The organism is Paenibacillus sp. BT-177 (assembly GCF_025846815.2).
GTDB lineage: Bacteria > Bacillota > Bacilli > Paenibacillales > Paenibacillaceae > Paenibacillus > Paenibacillus polymyxa_C.
The window spans coordinates 24,236-46,130 of record NZ_JAOYTP010000014.1 but is presented as its reverse complement, the minus strand read 5'-3'; the positions used below and the strand labels follow the sequence as shown (position 1 = coordinate 46,130).

Below are 21,895 nucleotides of genomic sequence, written 5' to 3'. Positions count from 1 at the left end.
ACGGCATTTCCGATTTTAGCTTTTGCTATTCAGTAGAGCGAATTCTTTTTTAATCTGTGCCAGCAGCTCAGAATTTGTGATTACATCGCAAGCCGTCCATGCCAAGGTTCTCGCGGCCAAGAGCATTCCTTCCATTGCGCGGTCCTGCATTGCTAAATCGCGAAATTCTGGTGTATGCAAGGCATGCTTCTCGTCAATAACTTGAATGTACGGGTGGATCGCAGGGCAATGAAGTGATACATTTCCGATATCCATAGAGCCATGATCTTCACCTTCCGTAATATCTTCTTGCGCAATGCCAGCCTGCACCAAATTTGCGGTAAAGGTGTCGGAGAGTACACGATTAGTCACCATTTCATCGTAAGAAGTCTCATAATTGGAAGTTTCCAAACGACACCCGGCTTGTAAAGCAGCTCCTTCAGCAATTTGAACAACACGGCGGGTAAGCGGGTTCAGCTCTTGGCGTGTAGCGGCCCTCACGTAAAATTGGGCTGAGGCGTAATCAGGAATAATATTGGCAGCCTGCCCACCCTGATTAATGATGCCATGGATACGTACCGTACTTTTCACCTGTTGCCGAAATGCGTTAATCCCGTTAAACGTTTGAATCACAGCGTCCAAAGCATTAATCCCTTCGTGTGGACTGGCCGCAGCGTGAGCGGATTGACCATAAAATTCAAATTGCACAGCATCAATCGCTAGCGATTTGCCTGATTTTTCGTAGCGGTCAAAGGGATGTGTCATCATAGCTATGTCGCAATCATCAAACAACCCGGCCGCCGCCATCGGAACCTTTGCACCGCGTGTTTCTTCGGCAGGTGTGCCGTATACACGTACTTCTCCACCAGTCTCGTCGATAATCGATTTGAGACCGACGGCAGCGCCTGTACTCATCATACATATCAAATGGTGCCCACAGGCGTGTCCTAGCCCTTTCAGAGCGTCGTATTCTGCCAGAAAAGCAATGATTGGTCCAGGCTTGGTTGCTTTGTAAGTAGCAATAAAGGCTGTTTCTATACCCAATACGGGTGCCTGAACTTCAAATCCGTGAAAAGCGAGTTCCTCTTTTAAACGGGCAGAGGCCAGGAATTCCTCGTTTCCAAGTTCAGGGTTTGCGCCAATATATAACGAAATGTCCTTAAACCGCTGGGCGTGCTGTTCAATGGTGTGTTGAATGGTCTGTTTGAAATTCATGCTAAAAACTCCTTTATATATGCTGTAATGTAGGTACTGCGATAGATATACTAAAATTGTACTATAACATTCATTGCATAATCATGCATATTCATTTATAATGACACAATCTTATTTATTATAAAGAATTTAAGGAGAGAAAAAAAGATTGAAAAAGGCATATCGTTTTACCGCCCTGGTTTTGTCGGCGGTTATCTTGCTGTTGGCTGGTCTTCCCATGCTCACTGCATACGGATCGGAAGAAAAGCCACAGAAAAAACTTGTAGTGGGCATGAGTGCTGACTTTCCGCCGTATGAGTTTCATAAAGTTATTAACGGTCAGGATACCATTGTTGGGTTTGATGTTGAAATTGCCAAGGAAATCGCCAAGGATCTGAATGCGGAGATGGTCCCAGAGGACATGAGTTTTGACTCTTTGCTGCCTGCTCTGCAAAGTGGTCGCGTAGACTTGGTACTGTCCGGTATGACACCGACGGACGAACGCAGAAAGAGCATTGATTTTTCGGATGTATACTATCGTTCCAAGCAAGTCATTATGGTACGTCCAGAGGATAAAGACAAATATTCAACGATGGCTGCTCTAAAAGGAGAGAAGCTCGGTGCGCAGAAGGGGAGTATCCAGGAAGAAATTGCGCAAAAAGTGCCTAATGCTTCTGTGACCTCATTGGATAAAATATCCGATCTGGTACTCCAGCTTCGGACCAACCGTATCAACGCGGTTGTAATCGAAGATACCGTTGCTAAAGGATACACACTAGACGGTACCGTAACACTTGCCAAGGCAGTACCTGAGGATGAAGGAGCAGAAACTGCTGTAGGCATTCGTAAAGGAAATGCGGAATTGCTTGCTTCAGTAAATAAAACGTTGGCTCGCCTGAAAGCAGACGGTTCGATTGAGAAGTTTTCTACAGAAGCAAGTGCACTGTCTGCAGACCGACAAGTTTCTTCGAATAGCATTGTAGATATATTTTTGAAATATCGCAGTTTCTACGCTACGGGTATCGGCTACACCCTATTGCTGTCTGCGCTTGGAGTACTGTTCGGATTCATTATTGGTCTGATCATATCCTTGCTGCGGATGAGTGGGATTCGTATTATCGAGTGGTTAGGTACCGCATATGTAGAGATACTGCGCGGCACACCTATGCTGGTGCAGCTCATGATCATTCATTACGGAGTTGCTTTGACGTTGGGTGTTAATTTTACGCCACTCCAGTCCGGCATAATTACGTTGTCACTGAATAGTTCGGCATATTTGGCTGAAATTTTCCGTGCTGGTATTCAGGCAGTAGACCGTGGACAGATGGAAGCTGCCCGCTCGCTCGGGATGGGACGAGGCAAAGCAATGCGTCATGTCATTTTACCGCAAGCATTTAAATCTATATTGCCTGCTATTGGTAATGAGTTCATTACGATCATTAAAGAATCATCAATTATTTCGACCATTGGGATGGTGGATATTATGTATCAAGCCCAGGTCATTAAGAATATTACCTACGAAGGCTTGAGTCCGTTCGTAATCGCAGCTGCTATTTATTTTGTAATGACATTCAGCTTATCTAAGCTGTTGGGTTTATGGGAAAGGAAGTTGAGAGCCAGTGATCACCGTTAAACAACTGCGTAAATCATTCGGTAAGAATGAAATTTTAAAAGGCATTGATATAGATATCGCCAAAGGTGAAGTAGTCGTCATTATCGGCCCGAGTGGTTCAGGAAAAAGTACGTTTTTGCGTTGTATGAATCTGTTGGAACAGCCAACAGAAGGGGAAATTTTGTTTGAGGGTGAGCCGATTACGGCCCGTGGTCATAATATTAATGCGACTCGGGAGAAGATGGGGATGGTTTTCCAGCATTTTAATCTGTTTCCGCATAAAACAATACTGCAGAATCTGACGCTTGCACCAACGCAGGTGAAAAAGCAGTCGGGGAAAGAAGCGGAGAAAATTGCGCTGGAGCTCCTGCGGACCGTGGGTCTTGAGGATAAGAAGAATACCTACCCGAACCAGTTATCTGGCGGTCAAAAACAACGTATTGCGATAGCACGTGCTTTGGCCATGCAGCCGCACGTAATGCTGTTCGATGAGCCTACTTCTGCTCTTGACCCTGAAATGGTTGGAGAGGTTCTGGACGTGATGAAGAAGCTCGCTGAGGGCGGCATGACGATGGTGATCGTGACGCATGAAATGGGCTTTGCCCGTGAGGTAGGGGATCGAATCATCTTTATGGACAACGGTCAAATTATAGAACAAGGTACGCCTGAGCAAGTATTCGGTACTCCAAGCCATGACCGTACCCGTGATTTTCTTGCTAAAGTGCTGTAAGAAAATGCTTTTATGAAATATTAACAAAGCCTTCTCGTGATGATGTTTCACGGAGGGCTTTTCTCTTTTTGTCACTATATCTCCATATTTTCGTAACAGAAAACGGATTCTTGATGACAAAATTGTAACGAGTATAGTATGATATTCAAGGTTACCAACATTTTCATGCAGATAAGGTTACAAAATTGTGATATTATGCAGTAAGCCAAAACTTACCGGGGCAGCAGTAATGATAATAAATACTCAGGTGCTGGGCTCAAACCATGGGAAGTGCGGGGGACGTAACAACGGCAATGATTCCAATGCATCATAAGATGTTGTGGAATATGCCTAGGGGTGAATTGCACAAGCATAGGGCTTCTCCTGAGTCCGAATCCGACAGCTAACTTCGCAGGCATAACAGAGGAGGTACATATCTTTGAAACATTTAAAACATATTGGAAAAACTATGAAATTTGCGGTGCTTGCTGCAGCTATTGCAGGGCTGGCACAGACAGCTGGAGTAGCAGATGCTGCTTCGCTTCACACTGCCAAAGAAGGCGATACCTTCTTTTTGCTTGCTCAACGTTATGGGGTATCAGTAGATGAGTTGACGAAGGCTAACCCGGATATTGCGTCCAACAACATATATGCAGGTCTGCAAATTAAAGTGCCAGACGAAAAAAGTGTAAAGGCGGCTTCGGATTCGAAGCCACAGCTTCTTACAGAGAAAGCACCAGCGAATGAGAAGCCAACAATTGAAGCATGGGGCAAAACATTCAATTACAGTAAAGTAGTTGATGTTAAAGCTACAGCATATTCTGCCGCAGCTGATGAAAATGGCAAATGGGGTGCGGTCGATTATTACGGCAATCCGCTTAAGCTAGGTACAATTGCGGTAGACCCGAAAGTCATTCCTATGGGAACAAAGGTGCTAGTTACAGGTTATTCCCATCCTGGATTGCCAGATCATTCTTTTGTGGCCGTTGCCCGTGATCAGGGCAGTGCTATTACCGGAAAGCGGATTGATATCTTTATCCCTGGCAATAAATCATTCGTGAACGACTTCGGCTTCCAGAATGTGAAACTGTACGTCATTGATAAATAGCATTGTGCTTATGTATGATTTGATTGAACATAATATAAGTTATGTAAACTTGATCTATCATACAACATATAACTGGGACGACTTTTTATTAGGCCCGGTCGTTTATCGCTAAAAAAGGCTGTCTTACAAGCAGAAGTATTCTGCTCGTTAAGGCAGCCTTTTTACGTTGTTGAATATTTGAAGCTTAGACGTACTGTTATTTTCGTTCCGATGTGTGAAGTAGCCGGGGGACAGTGACAAATTTGTAGCCCTTAGCTTTTAGAGAGTGGATTAGACCCGGCAAAGCTTGGACAGTGCCTTGCAAGTTGGAACTTTGACCTCCACCTGCATGCATTAAAATAATGGAGCCAGGTCCGGTAGCCGGGATCACGTTGCGCTGAATTTGTGTTTTGCTTAATCCCTTCCAGTCTAGAGAGTCCACATTCCAATTGACGATCATGTACCCATGACGACGTGCCCACTGGATTTGAGGCTCCGTGATTTCACCATAGGGTGGTCGTATCAATCTGGGTCGAAAACCTATGCTGGCTTCTAAAATGCGTTCTGTCTTTGTAATCTGGTGGCGAAAACGTTCTGGTGTGGCCTTCCTGAAATCCGGATGAGTATAGGAATGGTTTCCTATAGCATGACCCTCACGGATGATGCGGCGTATGATCCCCGGATGCTTTTCCGCACGGTGGCCGACGATAAAAAAGGTAGCTTTGATACCGTTTGCGTGTAATACGTCCAAAACCTGCGGCGTATACCTTGAATCGGGCACATCATCAAAGGTTAAGGCAATTTGGCGGGTGTGCGGGCCGCACATTTTAAAAATGTCCGCATGCTTTTTTCGTAGCATCGCTAATGTTGGAGTAGCTCGATCTTTACTTTGATATACCGAAGTAGCGGCAGCAGCTTCCTTGGGATGGGGCGTTCCGATGTTGGGAGGCGTGTCCGCGTGAACGGGAAAACTTGAAAATGCTAGTAACAGTGCTAAACATGGCAACACTCCCCTGTACCGCATTTGTATTCCCCCTTTCCGTGCAGTGGTACCTAGTGGTGCTCTCAGCTATTATGTACCTGTCCTATTAAAATTATGCTGGTGATTGAGTGAAGCCCTACATGGCTGAAGAGAAGTACATCATGAAGCGGGTATCCGTGAAGATGACGAAGTAAACGTACATATTCTCTTAAACATGACCGAAAACCGAAGCATTTTCGCAAGTTTTAGCCTTACAAAGGATTCGGTATACCGTGACAGCTGGTGTATAATGGGGATGCTATTCATAATGATACATACTTGGAATTGAGGGAAGGATGGATAAAAGTGACCGACTTGTTTACTCCTTATCAATTAAAGGGGCTTTCATTAAAAAATCGGATTGTCATGCCCCCAATGTGCCAATACAGCGTGGAGGCCAAGGACGGCAAACCGACGGATTGGCATTATGTCCATTATGTGAGTCGCGCGGTAGGAGGGACTGGGCTCTTAATTGTGGAAATGACAGCGGTTCAACCGGATGGACGCATTACGGATCGTGATTTGGGCATTTGGAGTGACGAACATATTCCTGCATATCGCAAAATTGTAGAGGAAGTCCACAAGTATGGTGCCCAAATTGCCATTCAATTAGGCCATGCCGGACGCAAGGCCGAGGATGCTGAGACACCTGTAGGCCCGTCCTCGATCCCCTTTAGTGAACGCTTTAAAGATCCGCACACTTTGACGAGAGCAGAAGTCAAGGAACTGGTTCAGGCCTACAAAGAGGGGGCTCGCCGGGCGGTAGAAGCTGGTTTTGACACGGTAGAGATTCATGGTGCTCACGGCTATCTGATCCATCAATTTCATTCCCCTTTAACCAATACCAGAGAAGATGAGTATGGGCAGGATTTGTCACTGTTTGGTGTTGAGGTGATCCGTGCTGTTAAAGAGGTACTTCCTGCTGATATGCCTGTGCTAATGCGGATATCTGCCAAAGAATATGTCCAAGACGGATATGATGTTGAATACATAGCAGCCATAGGGGAACGATATCGTGATGCAGGTGTGGACATTTTCCATATTTCTTCTGGTGGTGAGGGTCCGATTGGCTCCAGCGGAGGCCCGTCTGCGCGTGCTGGTTATCAGGTCGATTTGGCTCATACCATCCGTGAAAAATTGAATGTGCCTGTCATTGCTGTCGGCTTATTGGATGATTATGAGGATGCCCGCCGAGTCGTTCAGCAAAATGAAGCTGATCTGGTAGCCATAGGGCGTGCCATGCTGCGAGATCCCTATTGGGCGCTGCATGCTTCACGGGCGCTAAAAGTACAGGCAGATATCCCAGAGCCTTATCTACGCGGTTTTTAGATATTTTTGAAACCTCTTTGCAAAGCTTGCGTAAACATGTGTACAGAGCTTAAAATTTAAGCATTCAATTCTAGGAGGAACTTCACATGTCTATTTTCAAACGATTAAGAGATCTTACGATGTCTAACATTAACGCCATTATCGACAAGGCAGAAGATCCAGTTAAAATGACGGATCAATACATTCGTGATATGCAAGAGGATCTGGAAGACGCAGAGAAAGCGGTAGCCGCTCAAATTGCTATTGAAAAGAGATTCAAACAGCAATACGAAGAACAGGCAGCTTTGGTGAAAAAACGCGAAGAACAGGCTCATACGGCTGCAAAAGCACAAAATGTGGATCTTGCTCGTCGTGCGCTGGAAGAAAAGAAATCTGCCGAACAAAAAATGAACGAGTTCCAAGCTGGTTATGAGCAAAACAAAGCTGCAGCTGACAACCTGCGTGGTAAGCTGGATGAAATGCGTAGACAGCTGACTGAAATGAAAAACAAGCGCGAGACACTGGTTGCCCGTTATAACGCAGCTAAAGCGCAAACTGAAATTAACAAAGCTATGAACGGTTTTAGCTCGGATACGGCAACTGCTGGATTGAAGCGTATGGAGGAAAAAATGCTGCAAGCAGAAGCACGTGCTGAAGCGAGCAACGAAATGGCTTCCAAGGAAAAATCGCTGGATGAAGAGTTCAAAGAGCTGGATAAGAAAAGTGCTGTGGACGATGAACTTGCTGCTTTGCTGAAACAATACGAAAACAAATAAGAACTTTTAAGCGTTGCCGCTAGTGTGATGGCTCAGTAAGCGAAGGAGAAACGTTTTCTCCTTCGCTTTTCCCTGCCTAGGGGCGTAAATCAATATATGTAGTCAAGAAGATGTGGAGGATGGTAGGAAATGCATTTTTTAGAAACGATGAAAGCGATGCTGGTATGGACGGGCGCGGGTGCTATTTTGCTGTTCGTATTAATGTATGTCGATTCTTTATTTACAAAGTATAAGGATTTTGCCGAAGTAAAAGCCGGAAATATGGCCGTAACGGTACGGATGATTATGAAGCTGATTGCACAAGGATATATTTTATCAGGTTCAATTGCTACCGCTAATAATTTGCTCGAAGCGCTTGTGTATTCTGTGATTGCCTTTATTATCCTGCTTGTTTTGGAAGTGATTGTGCGCCTGCTGTTGCGGTATTGGGCACAGTTTGATCTGGATAAAGGTACCCAGGAAGGTAAAATTGGTTTCGGTCTGTTTTCGGGAGCGCTGCATTTGGTTGGTGCCTTAATCATTACAGCATGCTTCTAGGCAAAGTAAGGAGGGAATATGACCATGAGTGTATGGAAACGAATTTCAAATCTATTTGCCAAGCCTGAACCGCCGAAAGCGGAAAAAAGCATGCTTCACTTAAATCCAGGGGATATTTGTGAGGTGTCGCTTGTCACCTATGAAGTGGTAGGTCGTGTACATAATCGTGCTCGGAATGCCGTTGTTTTGACGCTTCAGGATGGTAATCAAGTGAGTTATCTTCATATTGAGGAACGGGAAACACTGCAATTCGGACTTTATCAGGCCATCGATGGCAGACTAGACAACCCGGAGGAAGTACCGACCATTTTAGAACTGGATGATACAACGTATCATTTGGAAGAACAGTATTTTGGGCATGTTACCGTTATGGGCCGTGCTCCTTTCCGGCAGGGTGGAGAGCAACATGTTTGGCAGTACCAGTCTGATGATTACCATTTATTGCGGGTAGAATGGCAGGACGGTCGCTTTATGCTTTATGAAGGAGAAGAAGTGATTACCGGAGACGTCAAGGTTATTCGGGCAAGCTAGGAGAGGGTTACACATGAGCAAACGCACCTGGCAATATGCATTAAAGGTCATTGTGGCGCTGAGCTTGTTCGTATCCGTGTTAAGCGGCTGCGGCGCGCCAAATGTGAAAGATACGTATCCGCTGGAATCCGTTAGTGGTAGCGGAAACTCGACCTCGTACGTGTATCGCGCAGCAGGCAAAACGGTTCCTGAAGTAGCGGAGGAATTGAAAGAACAGCGTACACCGGAACAAATGTCACCTCAGAGCAATGAGCGGATGTTTCTGGTATATAGCGATGAGTGGTACCATTTACAGCAAGATCCAGCTAAGAAGGAAGACACACTCATTGAAATTGATAGTAAAAAGTATGTCGAGCAAAATTACAGTTCCAGCTTTCTAAAAGGATACTTAACTGCAACTGTGCTGGATGCTCTGTTCGATTCGTTGCGGGGGTCTGGCTCCTATCGAGGTTATTCGAGCAGAGATGTATACCGACCTTCACAAGGGCAATATCGTGCTCCAACAGCACAGGAGAAAAAAGCGATCCCGCCGATAACGGTGGAGCGAAAAGGCTCAGTTACCCGTAGAGGGAAAAATTCGGATACCAGCGTTGGATCAAGCGGGAGTCTATTCGATAGAGGCTCCAGCAGTTCACCGAGCAGAGGCTCGATTTCACGTGACCGAGGCAGCAGCGGCGGTTCCAGCATATTTGATTCGCCGCGCAAATCTTATAGTAAGCCTAAAACACGCAGCGGCTCAGGTAAAATTAGCCGACGAAGTCGACGATAATGGTAATGTTTTATATTCTTCTAAAGTTGTTTGCGGAACTGTGGAGCTGTTGCACAGTTCCTTTTTTTGTTGTTTGATATAACCTACAGTGAATTGAACGGATGCTCTCACTTCGATTTTATTACCGTCTACTTTGACCTACACTTGATCAGAGCTTATGTGCTCAATGCCATCGTCTTCGATGATGTTGCTTTTTTTGATATGGAGATGACGAGCTATCTTTTCTATAGCACCCATTCGTGGTTCAGAAAGTCCGCTCTCCCAAGCTGAAATTGCTTTATTGGTAACCCCAGCGATCTCAGCAAGCTCTTGTTGAGTCAAATGATATTTTATACGTAATTTTTTAAAATTGTCACTTAAAGCCACTATAATCCCTCCACCCCAAATTAAGTAGATTATAACCTTGATATCGAAAAAAAACCAACATAATACATTAGCAAAAGCAACGTCGCTCACTTGGGGGGACTTTTTTGTTAGCACGAATGGGTGTCGAGTTTGAAGAAGAAAGCCATAGAAAGAAAATTTTACCTCATATTTATACAAAAAATGACAGTTTACTAGATTATTTCATTGCCACATCTATTAGTAAAATATACAATTACATCAGGCGAAATAGGAGGATGATGTAACTGTGTTATCTGCTTTTTTATATATTTTACTTGGTTTTTTCGATGCTTTAGCGGCAGTTACTTTGGTCTTGAAGCTTTATATGCTTCCGGTGTGGGAAAATCGAAGAAAAATACTTTTCTATGCAATTGGCATAGCTTTCTTTTCCTTTCTCATGAGAGAAGTTATAGGCATGCCTAAATTTGATTTTCCGCTTCAGTATTTGTTAATGGTTCTCTTTTTAAGATTTGGTTTAGGGATCAAAACATATCTTGCAGCATTTTCTGCTGGTTCTGGTCTAACAGCTTACATTAACCTACAGCTATTTGTATATATCTTTGCAAACTTTTTCGGAGTAGCACAACCTGATATTATTAATAATACTTCTGGCTCTTCCATTTACGTTATACAGCTAGCTTCTATTTTTACTGCATACTTTATTTCTTTTGTCATGGGGAAATACAACTTTGGTTTCTCATTTATCATTCAGCCCCCACATGATTTTTTGAAAGGTGAAAATTACCTATCACCCCTTAATAAAATGTTCATCATAGGCTCCCTAATATCATTTGTCACTATTCTTGTTACTTTGTATATGCTCTATAACTCCAATACGATAGGACTACTTTCCATCTCATTGCTGACTTTTGGAATTTCGTACTTCTTTTCAGAGAAAGGAGATTACGAGGATGCTAGAAACGCTATCGAGGCACATCGCATCAGAAATAAAGAAAGCTGATCCTGATGGACCTACAAGTGTAGAAGTGATGGAGTATGCGATTGGTATAAAAATTACCGAAATTTCAGCAGTACTAATGGTCGCAGTTATAGCCTGGATAACAGGACATTTTTGGGGGGCATTACTAGCGCTGGCTACGATCATGTTTGTAAGGAGATTTTCAGGTGGGGTACACTTCAGCAACCTTACCCTTTGTGTCTGTTTTACAACGGCCATATGTGTAACTATACCTTTTGTTTCTTTAGGTTTATCAACAATTTTGATAATTAACGCTTGTTCATTATTAGTGTTTGTAGTATATGCTCCCAATCATTTTATCTATATTAATAAGACCAAATATCACAAGTATAATAAAACGATATGTATTTTGGTTTGCATATTAAATTTTTTTGTACAATCTCACATAATATGTTTATCTATAGTTATACAAGCATTCAGTATTCTTCCTTTATGGAAAGGAGGTGAGCGAAAATGGATAAGAAATTGGCGAGAGTTTTAAGTATAAGCCTTGGGAAATACGCTAACGAGTCTACCAAAAAAGAAAAAACAATATTTGGCGCTAAACCTGTACCAGCTGAGCTGAAGAAAACAGAAAAGAACTGAATTTAATGGAAGAGGGAAAGCGAATCCTAGCCACTCCATTGCTTGATGACAATTCACTTGGAGATTGCTCTTTCTTTTGTGAAAATCACCTAGTTGCGATTGAATTGTGGAAGCCTAAAAGCAATTATCACATCCCGCTTTTTCATACTTCTCATGGAAGATTTACAGTTCCCACCACCCTCCATGAATGTTCCGTAGGCTTACCCACTTTTTGCAATTTGGACGGATCTAATTTGGTTAACATCACACAAGTGGACAAGATCGTTACGGGAGATTATGGAGGGGGGCAGGTTGTTTTTAAAAATCAAGACATTAAAGAAAGTATAAATTCAGCAAATTTATCTCGATGGAAACAAATATATGAGAATGCAATGAATGCTGATAGAGAAACTCGTTATATTTTCGGATCGGAAATTAAGGTAGTGGGTAAAGCGGCAGTGAGCGGTTTTTTTAAAGTAGGGAATATGCTTAGTGTGGATATGTGGGAACCAAAAAAAAATTATTATGTCCCGCGTTTTCACTCTGGAGATCGTTCTTATTCAATCGGGCTAACCGCACAAGCTTGCAGGGAGGCTTTTCCGTATCTATATCCTGCTTATAAAGACACCCTGATAAACCTAGAATTGGTTTGTGAGATTGAGTCTAACGCATTTGGAGGTTTGGTACGATTCGAAGGATCAGACTTCACTTGCTCGATGTCTCATAATAAACTTAAAGCACTTAAAAAATTGTGGAAATGACCCATGAAAATTCAGGGGTCATTTTTGTTACCAGATTTAAATGAATAAGTCAATAATCAGTTAGACTAGGATAAGCCGGACGGGTTCGATTTAATTCGACATATTTCCCGTTTTTAATCATTTTCTATGTGATAAAATTTGATTATGAAAAAAATAACAATCTTTTAAATTAAGGTAAAAACAATCTACATATAAGAAAAGGAGGGTGAAAGCGGGATATATAATGTAAATGCCGGCATGTACAAACGGCCCGAAGGAAATGCCTGTTTGTCAGGCAAGTTCCCACTCATATAAGTCCTCAGCTTTACACTCCAATATCCTAGAAATGAGGACTGCCGCCTCGAATGACATTTTGTCACGTCCCGCGATCCAGTTGGATATTTGTTGCCGCGAATATCCAGTTCGTCGGGCGAGCCATGATTGAGTGCGTCCATGAGATTTGAGCTCCTCTTTCAAAAGGCATTTCCCCCGAGTAAGTTTTTGCACCTTACTTGCTCCTAACAGGGGAAAAGTGTTTCGTTCAGAGTATACAGGTAAATTACTTTTTTATCAATTATATTGTGGAGTTGATTGGATGGTTGCAGATAAAAATGAAAATGTAACTTGCACTAGCTTTTATACAATAAAGATGGCACGACTCGCTTCAGGTTATAGTGAGTTAATAGCTTGCAATATACTTGGCATGTCAATGAATGAATTAAAACATATAGAGGAAGATTCATCCGATTTAACAATAGCTCGAGCGCAGCAAATGTCCTCGTTGTATGAGGTTTCAATAGATTCAATCTATTTCGGTAAAAATAATATAACCTAATATACGTAGAAAACTGACGTGATGATATGCAAAACCAAAAACCAAAATCTACCAATAACAGCCGCGATATGATATTCAGGCTGTTTTTTGGCGGATAGAGACTTGCAGTATCCAATAAACACCGTTCGGATTTGCCAGATAACGGTTTTAGCGTTATAACAGAAAGAGGGTATTTTAGAAGAACGGAGTGAGAACATGAAACAGACGCCATTAAACACAGAAAAATTCCAACGTAAAGCAGTTAAGGTGGAAGAAGCACAAAGCAGGATAGCTAGCTATGTTCAACAGGGCGAAAGGGAGGACGTAGGGCTCGAGCAAGCACATGGTCGCTATCTGGCGATGGATTTGACTGCACCACATCCGTATCCCCGCTTTCGTCGTTCTGGTATGGACGGCTATGCAATCCTTGCCTCGGACACTGAAGTCTGTTCGACCGGTCAGGAAATCTGGCTACACGTGATTGATGAAATTCCTTGTGGCACCGTATCGGACAAGCGGGTGGAGACGGGAATGGCAGTCCGCATCATGACAGGAGCACAACTACCTGAAGGAGCGGACACGGTGGTGATGCTGGAGGCGACACAGCTGCGTGAGGAAAATGGACAGACATATGTTGGCTTGAAGAAGCGTATGGAAGTTGGCAAAAATGTGACACAAATTGGTCATGAGATTAAGGAAGGTCAGCTTTTGCTCAGTAAGGGAACTTGCGTGGGAGCGGGGCATGTCTCGGTACTAGCTACTTTTGGTGTACATCGGGTGCCAGTTTACAGGAAGCCACGGGTGGCTGTCTTTTCCACTGGATCAGAATTGCTCGCAGTGGATGAGCCGTTACAACCGGGGAAAATTCGAAACAGTAATACATATATGCTGGCTTCTCAAATTAGAGAGGCAGGAGGAGAGCCGTTCATTCTGCAAGCCATTCATGATGATTTGAACCTTGCTCGTGCTTCTGTCCGAGAAGCGATAGCTGCCTATGATATTGTGGTTACGAGTGGTGGAGTGTCGGTGGGTGATTTTGATATTATGGGTGATCTCGTACGACAGGAAGATGTGAATATGCTGTTCAACAAGGTTACGATGCGTCCAGGTAGTGTAACCACAGCCGCAGTGATAGACGGTAAGCTGTTATTTGCGCTCTCTGGCAATCCCGGTGCATGCTTTGTAGGCTGTGAGCTGTTTGTACGACCAACTATTCAAATGATGTTATCTTCGGCACATCCGTATTTGCAAACCTGGACGGCGAAGCTAGGAGCAGATTATACGAAGGTAAACAACTATACCCGCTTTGTACGCAGTTCTCTGGAGATACGTAGTGGGCAAGTATATGCGATTCCTGCGCGAGTAGATGAATCCAGTGCTATGGTTACGATTAAGGACAGCGATTGTCTGATCGTAGTTCCTCCCACAACAGAAGGCTTGCACGAAGGTGAAGAGGTGCACGTACTGGTGCTTCAAGGCGGACAGGTGACGTGAAAACGAAATATCCATTTGTATGTCAAATCGTCGGATTCAAAAATACAGGAAAAACAACCTTCCTCGGAGGTTTGATTCGTTATGCGCAGCAGTCAGGACTGCGTGTAGCTGTGATCAAGCATGATGGTCATGAATTTGAGATGGATCATGAGGGGACAGATACGTATAAGCACCGACAGGCGGGTGCCGAAGGCGTAGCGATTGTTTCGGCAGGAAGAACTGCCATTTTAGAGGAACATAGTCGGCCTGTGATCGGACTCATCCGGCATTTTCAGGCCTATGACTGTGTGTTGCTGGAAGGTTTCAAGCAGGAAAAATATCCGAAGCTGATCATGGTGCGGGAACAATCGGATGCGCAGCTTGTTCAGGAACTGACAAATGTACAGGGAGTAGTAGTTTGGGAGTACCACATGGATTGGGCTCAGGACTACTACTCAGATGAACAAACGGTGCAAATATTTCCTGCCGATGCCAGTGAACCGGCAGGCTGCTGGCTACTCGAACAGATTCAGAGGCACAAAATGGGATTCCAGACAGAGCAGGGATGAGAGGGCTACTAATTAGCGGAGTCAGTCTGAGTCTCTATCCGTCGTTCGATCGCCTGAGACATCGTTTTGTCAGTCAGGTGGGCATAGACTTCCGTTGTTTCTGTCGAAGCGTGACCCAGCTGTTCCTTGGTTTTGTAAATATCATTTTGTAAATAATAGTCAGTAGCAAAGGAATGACGGAGCTTGTGAACGGTCAAATAGGGCTTGCCGAACCGTTTGGCGTATTTGATGATCATAGCTTGAATCGCTCTTTTAGTCATCCGTTTGCCCTCCGTACTGCCGTTGGGACGTGCGACAAAAAGAGCCTTTTCTTTTTTTGGAGCGCGATAACGGGTATGTCTTAAGGACAAATAAAGTGCGAGATCATCTTTGGACTGCTCGCGGAAATATACTGGCGTTTTAAAAGTTTCATCGTTATTTCCTTTGCGGTACACATACAGTAATTTATTGTTTATATCGAGATCATCCATATTCAAGTTGACGATTTCGGATACACGTAGCCCCGAGTTCAGAATAAGACTTGCGATACAGGCATCCCGCTCCTTGTTTAATTCATAGGAGTATAGGGCTTGCTTGTTATCAGCCAAATCTTGTCCGTAGCCTTCATAAATATAGCCGATAAATTCAAGCAGCTCTTCCTCTTCCAGTATTTTTCCTTTGAGCTTGGCGGCCGTATCCTTGGGTTTATGTACGCGCTTAATTTCGACTTTGGCCATAATATTGCGCTTGAGCAACGGATAAAAGTTTTCATCCTCAGCGATTTGACTCAAGTAATGAAAGAGTGAACGCAGGGACGACAACTTACGTGAAATGGTGATGCGGGAATTGGAGCCTTCGCGTTTGGTAGACAGGAACAAGCGAAAGCCTGTAATGCTATCCATATGAAGTGTCTCTAATTCTTGCAGCGTAACTTGGGCATTCGCTTCTCCGGCAGACAAGCCTTCCGAGCGAAGCCATGAAAAAAAAGCTTCGTAATCCCGTACATATTCCAGCAAAGTAGAGGGAGATAGGTCGGGAAGCTTGTAATCCATAAATTGCTGTACGTACCATGGCAGATCCGGCATCTTTTCATCCAGTTTGCGCCGGTCGATGATCTTTTGTATGTTCATAGGGTCCACCTCGTCCGGTCATAATACATGTATTTTAGCATATTTTGAACAGCACTGGATGGGAGTAATCAAAGTAAAGAACAAGCTGACCGCCAAGAGAGGTGAAAGTATGGGATATAATATCAAATCAGAATTGAAGCTGTCCATAAAGAGTGTACCAGAGTCGCAGAAGGACATTATTGTCCAACTCATGCAATTTTACTTATACGATTTTACAGCCTATCTGCGAATTGATGTCACTGAGAAGGGAACATTCCCGGCTTATCCAGACTTGTATCAATACTGGACGAGCGGCGAACAGAAGCTACCTTTTCTGATTTGGAGACAGGATATTCCTGTGGGCTTTGCACTCGTTGACCGAATGTCTAGCAATCGAGAAGCTGACTATTACATGGCTGAGTTCTTTGTACTTCGTCCTTATCGGCACAATGGTGTGGGTACATGGGCGGCTCATGAGCTGTTTGGACGTTTTAACGGGCGGTGGAAGGTGACGCAGATGAGCACGAATAGACCAGCCCAATCCTTTTGGCGCAAGGTAATTGGAAGCTATACGAATGGTGAGTATAGGGAGCAGACACATCCAGTGCGAGGAAATATAAGTCAGTTTTTCAATACATGAAAAATTCATAATAGAAAATCATCAGAAAAGAGCCGAGGAGAATATTCTGTCGGCTTTTTTTGTTGTTAATTACAGTCTTCTATCCATAGATCGTTCCAATTAGAACCTGCATTGACACTATAAAAACGCAGGTATAAAGCTATTTGCTAATTCATATATAACTTATTGGAATCATCTATGGTAAGATAAGGATGTAAGTATATAAATTCAATAGGAAAAGAGGGTAATATGCTGGAGAAATGGGTTCAGGAACTAAAAGATGGTGAACAAGAACTGATTGCGTGGAGAAGATATTTGCATCAGCATCCAGAGCTTTCTTTTGAGGAAACGAATACATCTGCATTTATCGCCGATCAATTACGCTCTTTTGGTATTGAAGTAAGAACGAATGTCGGTGGAAATGGTGTGCTCGGTTTTTTAGAAGGTGGCCAGCCAGGTAGAACGATTGCATTTCGTGCTGATTTTGATGCACTTCCTATTCAGGATGAAAAGGATGCGCCTTATAAATCGACCGTTCCCGGTGTTATGCATGCTTGTGGACATGATGGTCATACGGCTGCGCTGCTAGGAGTGGCACGAGTGTTAAGCCATCACCGTGAGACACTGAAGGGAAAGCTTGTGTTTATTTTTCAACATGCCGAAGAAAAACCGCCTGGTGGAGCCAAATTCATGATTGAGGATGGTTGTCTGGATGGGGTGGAAGCAGTATATGGTATTCACCTTTCCTCGGAAATTCCACTGGGCAAAATCGGTTTAAAGAGTGGGCCGGCAATGGCTGCTGCCGATGCCTTTTCAATTCAAATCAACGGCAAGGGCGGACATGGCGCCAGACCGCATCAGACAGTGGATTCCATTGTTATTGGAAGTCAAATTGTGAACGGACTACAACAGGTCGTGAGTCGCAGAGTGGACCCTACGGAATCAGCAGTGTTAACGATTGGGGTATTTCAAGCAGGAACTGCCTTTAATGTAATTGCAGATAAAGCCAAAATTGAAGGGACCGTACGTACGTTTAATAAGGATATACGCAAGGAAGTCGAAAACGAAATTCGTAGTATCGTAAAAGGTCTAACGGATGCTTATCATGCGGGATACGAAATTGATTATTTGAATGGTTATCCTGCTCTGGTGAATGCCGAGGCCGAAACAGAACGGGTACGTGAGCTAGTCAGTAGGCTGTATGGAGCAGATGCTTTTATGGACTTAAAACCGGCCATGGGAGCAGAGGATTTTGCCTATTATCTAGAACAACGACCTGGAGCTTTTATTATTGTGGGCGCTCGTAATGAGGATGAACGAACCCATTTTGCTCACCACCATCCTCGCTTTGATTTTGATGAGCGCGCGTTACTCATCTCAGGACATATTTTTTTAGCGCTGGCGCTTGAATATTTGCAGTAATTTCAACCTATTAATGAATAGCCATAGCATTACGGAAGCCCGAACCGCGCATAGCGCGGTTTTTTGCTGTAAATCAAAGTATTTTGGTACCTCGTTCGAATGAAATTTAAAGAAAATAATTCATTATATGAAAAATTCATATTAGTAATTTATAAGAGGTATCAACTGTAAGTGAAAGCCAACTCTTTTATTACAAGTTATCAAGCAGAAGTTCCTATTACATTATCTTGATTTTTCACACAAGGAAATGAGAAAAAGATGACGAATCTTTTGAGCAGACACCAATGTAAGCGCTAACAAAAAAGAGGTTGCAAATCTATTGGATTACTGGAGGTGAGCTTGAGAGAACGCTTGTTTGATTGATGAATGGAATAATAACGATAGGAACGAATCCGCAATTGACTGCTTACTTTTAGCTCGAAATGACTTGCATTTTTAAATGATTACGGAGAAGGAGGTTGAATTCATTGACTAAGGCAAAAAGCAGGTTGAGAATTGTATGTTTGGCGCTTATAGTAGCGGGTGCTTCCTGGACAGGCATGATAGCACCCACCCATGCTGCTCCAAGTGACGATTATACTTGGAAAAGTGTCGTTACAGGCGGTGGAGGTGGTTTTGTACCTGGTATTATTTTTAATGAAACGGAAAAAGATCTGATCTATGCCCGTACAGATATTGGAGGAGCTTACCGCTGGAATCCTGCGAGTGAAAGCTGGATTCCGCTGACGGATTCTGTGGGCTGGGAGGATTGGAACAAAAATGGTGTCGATGCACTAGCCACCGACCCTGTGGATCCGAATCGTGTATATATAGCTACAGGCACGTATACTAATTCCTGGGATAAACAAAACGGGCAAATTATGCGCTCTACCGACAAGGGGAATACGTGGCAGACGACGAAGCTTCCCTTTAAGGTAGGAGGCAATATGCCGGGACGCTCGATGGGTGAACGTCTGACAATTGATCCGAATAAAAACAATATATTATTCTTCGGAGCTCGAAGTGGTAATGGACTATGGAAAAGCTCCGACTACGGGGCAACCTGGAGTAAGGTGAGTAGCTTCCCGAATCCGGGGACGTATGTACAGGACCCTTCCAATGAATACACCAGTGATATTGTCGGTTTAGCCTGGATCACTTTTGACAAAAAAACGGGCTCTTCCAGTAAAGCAACACAAACCATCTATGTGGGTGTCGCAGATAAAAAGCAAAGTGTCTATCGCAGTACTGATGGCGGGACAACCTGGTCTGCTATAGCGGGCCAGCCTACAGGCTATTTGCCACATCACGGCGTTTTATCGCCAGATGGCGACCTGTATATTTCTTACAGCGATGGAGCTGGACCGTATGATGGAACAAAGGGTGAGCTGTGGAAACTGAATACAGCCAGTGGACAGTGGACTAACATTAGCCCCGTTGCCAGCAGCAGCGCAGACAATCATTTTGGATATGGTGGACTGACAGTGGACGCCCAGAAGCCAGGTACACTTATGGTTGCAACGTTGAATGCCTGGTGGCCGGATGAAACGATTTACCGCAGTACTGATCGTGGGGCAACTTGGAGCCCTATTTGGGAATTTGATGGTTATCCAGCTCGTAAGCTGAAGTACAATTTGGATATATCCGGTGCGCCTTGGCTGACTTTCAATGCCAATCCTGCACCGCCGGAAGTATCGCCCAAGCTGGGTTGGATGATTGGAGATCTGGAAATAGATCCATTTAATTCAGATCATATGCTGTACGGCACAGGAGCTACGATATACGGCTCTAAAAATCTGACCAATTGGGACAAGGGAGGTAAGCTGGACATTTCGGTAGCCGCTAAAGGGGTAGAGGAAACGGCGATTTTGGATTTGGTGAGCCCTCCAACTGGAGCTCCTCTGGTGAGTGCAGTGGGTGATGTCTCCGGATTCAGACATGATGACCTGTTCAAGGCTCCTGCTAAAATGCTGGATAATCCAACCTTTACAAGCAGCGAAAGCATTGATTATGCCGAGTTGAACCCTTCCTTTATGGCTAGGATAGGTAAAGCAGACTATAAAAAAGATCCAAATGCCAAATCCATCGGATTTTCCAATGATGGCGGAGCGAACTGGTACAAAGCAAATAGCGAGCCTTCTGGTACAGCAGGAGGAGGTAGCATCGCTGTAGCGGCAAATGGTAATGGATTGCTGTGGAGTACATCGGACAAAGGTGTATTTTATTCCAAAACCGGAGGAAACTTATGGACAGCAAGCACGGGAATTCCAGCCAATGCAAAGATCGCCTCTGACCGAGTAAATTCTAACAAATACTACGCGTTTGCTGCTGGAAAAATATATGTAAGTGTTGATGGAGGCGCATCCTTCACAGCATCCACAGTTACTGGTTTGCCAAGTGTAGGGAATGCAGATATTGGTGCTGTACGAGGAGCGGAAGGGGATGTGTGGTTTGCTGGAGGCTCCGAGGACGGAGGGCCATACGGCTTATGGCATTCCAAGGATTCAGGTGTTACATTCACCAAGCTTGATCATGTGCAGGAGGCGGATTTTGTAGGCTTTGGCAAAGCAGCACCCAATCGCACCAATGCAGCAGTGTTTATCGTTGGTAAAATTGACGGTACACGTGGATTCTATCGCTCGGACGATACTGGCGCAAACTGGGTACGCATTAATGATGACAAGCATCAATATGCTCGTGTGACCACCATTATTGGGGATCCTCGGGTTTACGGACGTGCTTATCTGGGAACGAATGGGCGCGGCATTCTGGTGGCAGATCGTGTAGGGGGTGATCAGCCTTCGACCGGGCAAGCAAGTATTACACCGACAGCTGCAACCTATGGAGTGGCTAACGGCAATAGCGATATTACTGTAAAGCTTACACTTAACGGTAATACACTAGATGCGATCAAGCAAGGGAGCGTGACACTGAGCAAAGGTGAAGATTATACGGTTAGTGAAGAAACAGTCATTCTTACCAACAAGTATTTATCTAAACTTCCCAAAGGAGAGACAACGCTTAACTTCCATTTTAGTACAGGCAATGATGCGTTGTTCACGATTACGGTAAAAGGGGATACGCCAAGTGAGCCGGGAACAGGCGAGGGCGCTCTGAAGGTGCAATCTTTCAATGGGAATATATCTGCAATAAGTAATACGATCAGCTCCAAGTTTAAAATAACTAATACAGGAAGCTCACCCGTTTCCCTAGCAGACGTGACATTGCGTTATTATTACACCATTAACGGTGAGAAATCGCAGAACTTCTTTACAGATTGGTCAAGCATCGGTACAGAGAATGTGATTGCTAACTTCAAAGTGTTAACCAATGCAAAGCCAAGTGCAGATTCTTATGCGGAAATTGGTTTTAAGTCGGCAGCGGGTTCTTTAGAGCCTGGTCAGAGTGTTGAGCTACAAACCCGGATATCCAAAGCGGATTGGAGCAATTATACACAGACTGATTATTCCTTTAACCCCACAGCAAACAGCTTACAAGATTCTACTAAAATAACCGCTTACCTGTCTGGGGTCAAGCAATGGGGAATTGAGCCCTAAATCTTCATAAAAATAATCTAAAGTCAGCCACTCTAATGAGCGAGCTGGCTTTATTTTTTAAGGAATTAGTTCTCCTCATTCTTATCTAAAAATAAAAGAAGTTCAAGTTAAAAACAGCAACCAGCAGAGGTTTAAATTCAAACACATAACTATTTCACTATATGAAAAATTCATAATATAAAAA

General features: G+C 43.9%; 23 protein-coding genes and 1 riboswitch. Of the genes, 18 read left to right on the top strand and 5 right to left on the bottom strand.

What is annotated here, in order from left to right; all coding sequences use genetic code 11:
* Positions 1-15 precede the first annotated feature (15 nt).
* The gene (locus OIU26_RS24130) at positions 16-1,194 is read right to left on the bottom strand and encodes a M20 family metallopeptidase (RefSeq protein ID WP_264218267.1); all 1,179 of its coding nucleotides are present in this window, start codon (positions 1,192-1,194) and stop codon (positions 16-18) included.
* Positions 1,195-1,342: 148 nt separating this feature from the next.
* On the opposite strand from OIU26_RS24130, the gene OIU26_RS24125 reads away from it, so the two are divergent.
* The 3 genes from OIU26_RS24125 to OIU26_RS24115 all read left to right on the top strand — a co-directional run bounded on the left by OIU26_RS24125 (position 1,343) and on the right by OIU26_RS24115 (position 4,602).
* A complete protein-coding gene (locus OIU26_RS24125; RefSeq protein ID WP_013371436.1) occupies positions 1,343-2,806 on the top strand; it encodes an ABC transporter substrate-binding protein/permease in 1,464 nt (487 codons plus the stop codon).
* Positions 2,793-3,515 (top strand): amino acid ABC transporter ATP-binding protein, encoded by a 723-nt coding sequence (locus OIU26_RS24120; protein WP_013371435.1) that lies wholly within the window; start codon positions 2,793-2,795, stop codon positions 3,513-3,515. The genes OIU26_RS24125 and OIU26_RS24120 overlap by 14 nt, the downstream gene beginning before the upstream one ends.
* A 243-nt stretch (positions 3,516-3,758) precedes the next feature.
* A riboswitch (cyclic di-AMP (ydaO/yuaA leader) is annotated at positions 3,759-3,927 on the top strand.
* 6 nt (positions 3,928-3,933) lie between these two features.
* Entirely contained in the window at positions 3,934-4,602 is a 669-nt protein-coding gene (locus OIU26_RS24115; protein ID WP_025674576.1) for a 3D domain-containing protein, read from the top strand.
* Between the two features lie 196 nt (positions 4,603-4,798).
* On the opposite strand, the gene OIU26_RS24110 is transcribed toward OIU26_RS24115, so the two are convergent.
* The gene (locus tag OIU26_RS24110; RefSeq protein ID WP_264218266.1) at positions 4,799-5,605 is read right to left on the bottom strand and encodes a polysaccharide deacetylase family protein; all 807 of its coding nucleotides are present in this window, start codon (positions 5,603-5,605) and stop codon (positions 4,799-4,801) included.
* Between the two features lie 303 nt (positions 5,606-5,908).
* On the opposite strand from OIU26_RS24110, the gene OIU26_RS24105 reads away from it, so the two are divergent.
* The 5 genes from OIU26_RS24105 to OIU26_RS24085 all read left to right on the top strand — a co-directional run bounded on the left by OIU26_RS24105 (position 5,909) and on the right by OIU26_RS24085 (position 9,523).
* A complete protein-coding gene (locus OIU26_RS24105; protein WP_264218265.1) occupies positions 5,909-6,931 on the top strand; it encodes an NADH:flavin oxidoreductase/NADH oxidase in 1,023 nt (340 codons plus the stop codon).
* Positions 6,932-7,017: 86 nt separating this feature from the next.
* Entirely contained in the window at positions 7,018-7,686 is a 669-nt protein-coding gene (locus OIU26_RS24100; protein ID WP_013371430.1) for a PspA/IM30 family protein, read from the top strand.
* A gap of 129 nt (positions 7,687-7,815) precedes the next feature.
* Positions 7,816-8,223, top strand: a complete 408-nt coding sequence (locus OIU26_RS24095; RefSeq protein WP_013371429.1) for a DUF350 domain-containing protein — start codon at positions 7,816-7,818, stop codon at positions 8,221-8,223.
* A 24-nt stretch (positions 8,224-8,247) separates the two neighbouring features.
* Positions 8,248-8,754 carry a DUF4178 domain-containing protein gene (locus OIU26_RS24090; protein WP_017427734.1) on the top strand — a complete coding sequence of 169 codons (507 nt, stop codon included), beginning with the start codon at positions 8,248-8,250 and terminating at the stop codon, positions 8,752-8,754.
* 13 nt (positions 8,755-8,767) lie between these two features.
* On the top strand, positions 8,768-9,523 hold the full coding sequence (locus OIU26_RS24085; RefSeq protein ID WP_264218264.1) for a DUF4247 domain-containing protein: 756 nt from the start codon (positions 8,768-8,770) through the stop codon (positions 9,521-9,523).
* 138 nt (positions 9,524-9,661) lie between these two features.
* Here the strand turns inward: OIU26_RS24085 and OIU26_RS24080 are convergent, their stop codons facing one another.
* Positions 9,662-9,889, bottom strand: a complete 228-nt coding sequence (locus OIU26_RS24080; protein ID WP_013371426.1) for a helix-turn-helix transcriptional regulator — start codon at positions 9,887-9,889, stop codon at positions 9,662-9,664.
* 265 nt (positions 9,890-10,154) lie between these two features.
* Here OIU26_RS24080 and OIU26_RS24075 point away from each other — a divergent pair, with 265 nt between their 5' ends.
* The 4 genes from OIU26_RS24075 to OIU26_RS24060 are packed head-to-tail and all read left to right on the top strand — an operon-like array spanning position 10,155 to position 12,211.
* Positions 10,155-10,868 carry a hypothetical protein gene (locus OIU26_RS24075; RefSeq protein WP_040103619.1) on the top strand — a complete coding sequence of 238 codons (714 nt, stop codon included), beginning with the start codon at positions 10,155-10,157 and terminating at the stop codon, positions 10,866-10,868.
* On the top strand, positions 10,819-11,367 hold the full coding sequence (locus OIU26_RS24070) for an accessory gene regulator ArgB-like protein (protein ID WP_025674564.1): 549 nt from the start codon (positions 10,819-10,821) through the stop codon (positions 11,365-11,367). The genes OIU26_RS24075 and OIU26_RS24070 overlap by 50 nt, the downstream gene beginning before the upstream one ends.
* Positions 11,340-11,471: a hypothetical protein gene (locus OIU26_RS24065; protein WP_013371424.1), complete on the top strand. Its 132-nt coding sequence runs from the start codon at positions 11,340-11,342 to the stop codon at positions 11,469-11,471. Before OIU26_RS24070 ends, OIU26_RS24065 begins: the two co-directional genes overlap by 28 nt.
* 5 nt (positions 11,472-11,476) lie before the next feature.
* Entirely contained in the window at positions 11,477-12,211 is a 735-nt protein-coding gene (locus tag OIU26_RS24060; RefSeq protein ID WP_090890536.1) for a hypothetical protein, read from the top strand.
* Positions 12,212-12,481: 270 nt separating this feature from the next.
* On the opposite strand, the gene OIU26_RS24055 is transcribed toward OIU26_RS24060, so the two are convergent.
* On the bottom strand, positions 12,482-12,697 hold the full coding sequence (locus OIU26_RS24055; protein ID WP_016820733.1) for a helix-turn-helix transcriptional regulator: 216 nt from the start codon (positions 12,695-12,697) through the stop codon (positions 12,482-12,484).
* Between the two features lie 88 nt (positions 12,698-12,785).
* On the opposite strand from OIU26_RS24055, the gene OIU26_RS24050 reads away from it, so the two are divergent.
* The 3 genes from OIU26_RS24050 (at position 12,786) to mobB (ending at position 15,046) form a co-directional block, all read left to right on the top strand.
* The gene (locus OIU26_RS24050) at positions 12,786-13,025 is read left to right on the top strand and encodes a helix-turn-helix domain-containing protein (RefSeq protein ID WP_016820734.1); all 240 of its coding nucleotides are present in this window, start codon (positions 12,786-12,788) and stop codon (positions 13,023-13,025) included.
* Between the two features lie 195 nt (positions 13,026-13,220).
* Positions 13,221-14,498 (top strand): molybdopterin molybdotransferase MoeA, encoded by a 1,278-nt coding sequence (locus OIU26_RS24045; protein WP_017427737.1) that lies wholly within the window; start codon positions 13,221-13,223, stop codon positions 14,496-14,498.
* Entirely contained in the window at positions 14,495-15,046 is a 552-nt protein-coding gene (gene mobB / locus OIU26_RS24040; protein ID WP_016820736.1) for a molybdopterin-guanine dinucleotide biosynthesis protein B, read from the top strand. Before OIU26_RS24045 ends, mobB begins: the two co-directional genes overlap by 4 nt.
* An 8-nt stretch (positions 15,047-15,054) precedes the next feature.
* Here mobB and xerS read toward each other — a convergent pair whose 3' ends face one another.
* Positions 15,055-16,155: a tyrosine recombinase XerS gene (xerS, locus tag OIU26_RS24035; RefSeq protein ID WP_264218263.1), complete on the bottom strand. Its 1,101-nt coding sequence runs from the start codon at positions 16,153-16,155 to the stop codon at positions 15,055-15,057.
* 109 nt (positions 16,156-16,264) lie between these two features.
* Between xerS and OIU26_RS24030 the strand changes: the two genes are divergently transcribed.
* The 3 genes from OIU26_RS24030 to OIU26_RS24020 all read left to right on the top strand — a co-directional run bounded on the left by OIU26_RS24030 (position 16,265) and on the right by OIU26_RS24020 (position 21,711).
* On the top strand, positions 16,265-16,774 hold the full coding sequence (locus OIU26_RS24030; protein WP_017427739.1) for a GNAT family N-acetyltransferase: 510 nt from the start codon (positions 16,265-16,267) through the stop codon (positions 16,772-16,774).
* A 228-nt stretch (positions 16,775-17,002) separates the two neighbouring features.
* Positions 17,003-18,175 (top strand): M20 metallopeptidase family protein, encoded by a 1,173-nt coding sequence (locus OIU26_RS24025; RefSeq protein WP_019687397.1) that lies wholly within the window; start codon positions 17,003-17,005, stop codon positions 18,173-18,175.
* A gap of 467 nt (positions 18,176-18,642) precedes the next feature.
* A complete protein-coding gene (locus OIU26_RS24020; RefSeq protein WP_264218262.1) occupies positions 18,643-21,711 on the top strand; it encodes a X2-like carbohydrate binding domain-containing protein in 3,069 nt (1,022 codons plus the stop codon).
* The last annotated feature ends 184 nt before the right edge of the window (positions 21,712-21,895 follow it).

Coding starts and splice junctions, on each gene's coding strand:
- OIU26_RS24130 (WP_264218267.1), bottom strand. CDS start 1,194: ATGAATTTCAAACAGACCATTCAACACACCATTGAACAGCACGCCCAG.
- OIU26_RS24110 (WP_264218266.1), bottom strand. CDS start 5,605: ATGCGGTACAGGGGAGTGTTGCCATGTTTAGCACTGTTACTAGCATTT.
- OIU26_RS24100 (WP_013371430.1), top strand. CDS start 7,018: ATGTCTATTTTCAAACGATTAAGAGATCTTACGATGTCTAACATTAAC.
- OIU26_RS24095 (WP_013371429.1), top strand. CDS start 7,816: ATGCATTTTTTAGAAACGATGAAAGCGATGCTGGTATGGACGGGCGCG.
- OIU26_RS24090 (WP_017427734.1), top strand. CDS start 8,248: ATGAGTGTATGGAAACGAATTTCAAATCTATTTGCCAAGCCTGAACCG.
- OIU26_RS24085 (WP_264218264.1), top strand. CDS start 8,768: ATGAGCAAACGCACCTGGCAATATGCATTAAAGGTCATTGTGGCGCTG.
- OIU26_RS24070 (WP_025674564.1), top strand. CDS start 10,819: ATGCTAGAAACGCTATCGAGGCACATCGCATCAGAAATAAAGAAAGCT.
- OIU26_RS24065 (WP_013371424.1), top strand. CDS start 11,340: ATGGATAAGAAATTGGCGAGAGTTTTAAGTATAAGCCTTGGGAAATAC.
- OIU26_RS24060 (WP_090890536.1), top strand. CDS start 11,477: ATGGAAGAGGGAAAGCGAATCCTAGCCACTCCATTGCTTGATGACAAT.
- OIU26_RS24050 (WP_016820734.1), top strand. CDS start 12,786: ATGGTTGCAGATAAAAATGAAAATGTAACTTGCACTAGCTTTTATACA.
- OIU26_RS24045 (WP_017427737.1), top strand. CDS start 13,221: ATGAAACAGACGCCATTAAACACAGAAAAATTCCAACGTAAAGCAGTT.
- xerS (WP_264218263.1), bottom strand. CDS start 16,155: ATGAACATACAAAAGATCATCGACCGGCGCAAACTGGATGAAAAGATG.
- OIU26_RS24030 (WP_017427739.1), top strand. CDS start 16,265: ATGGGATATAATATCAAATCAGAATTGAAGCTGTCCATAAAGAGTGTA.
- OIU26_RS24025 (WP_019687397.1), top strand. CDS start 17,003: ATGCTGGAGAAATGGGTTCAGGAACTAAAAGATGGTGAACAAGAACTG.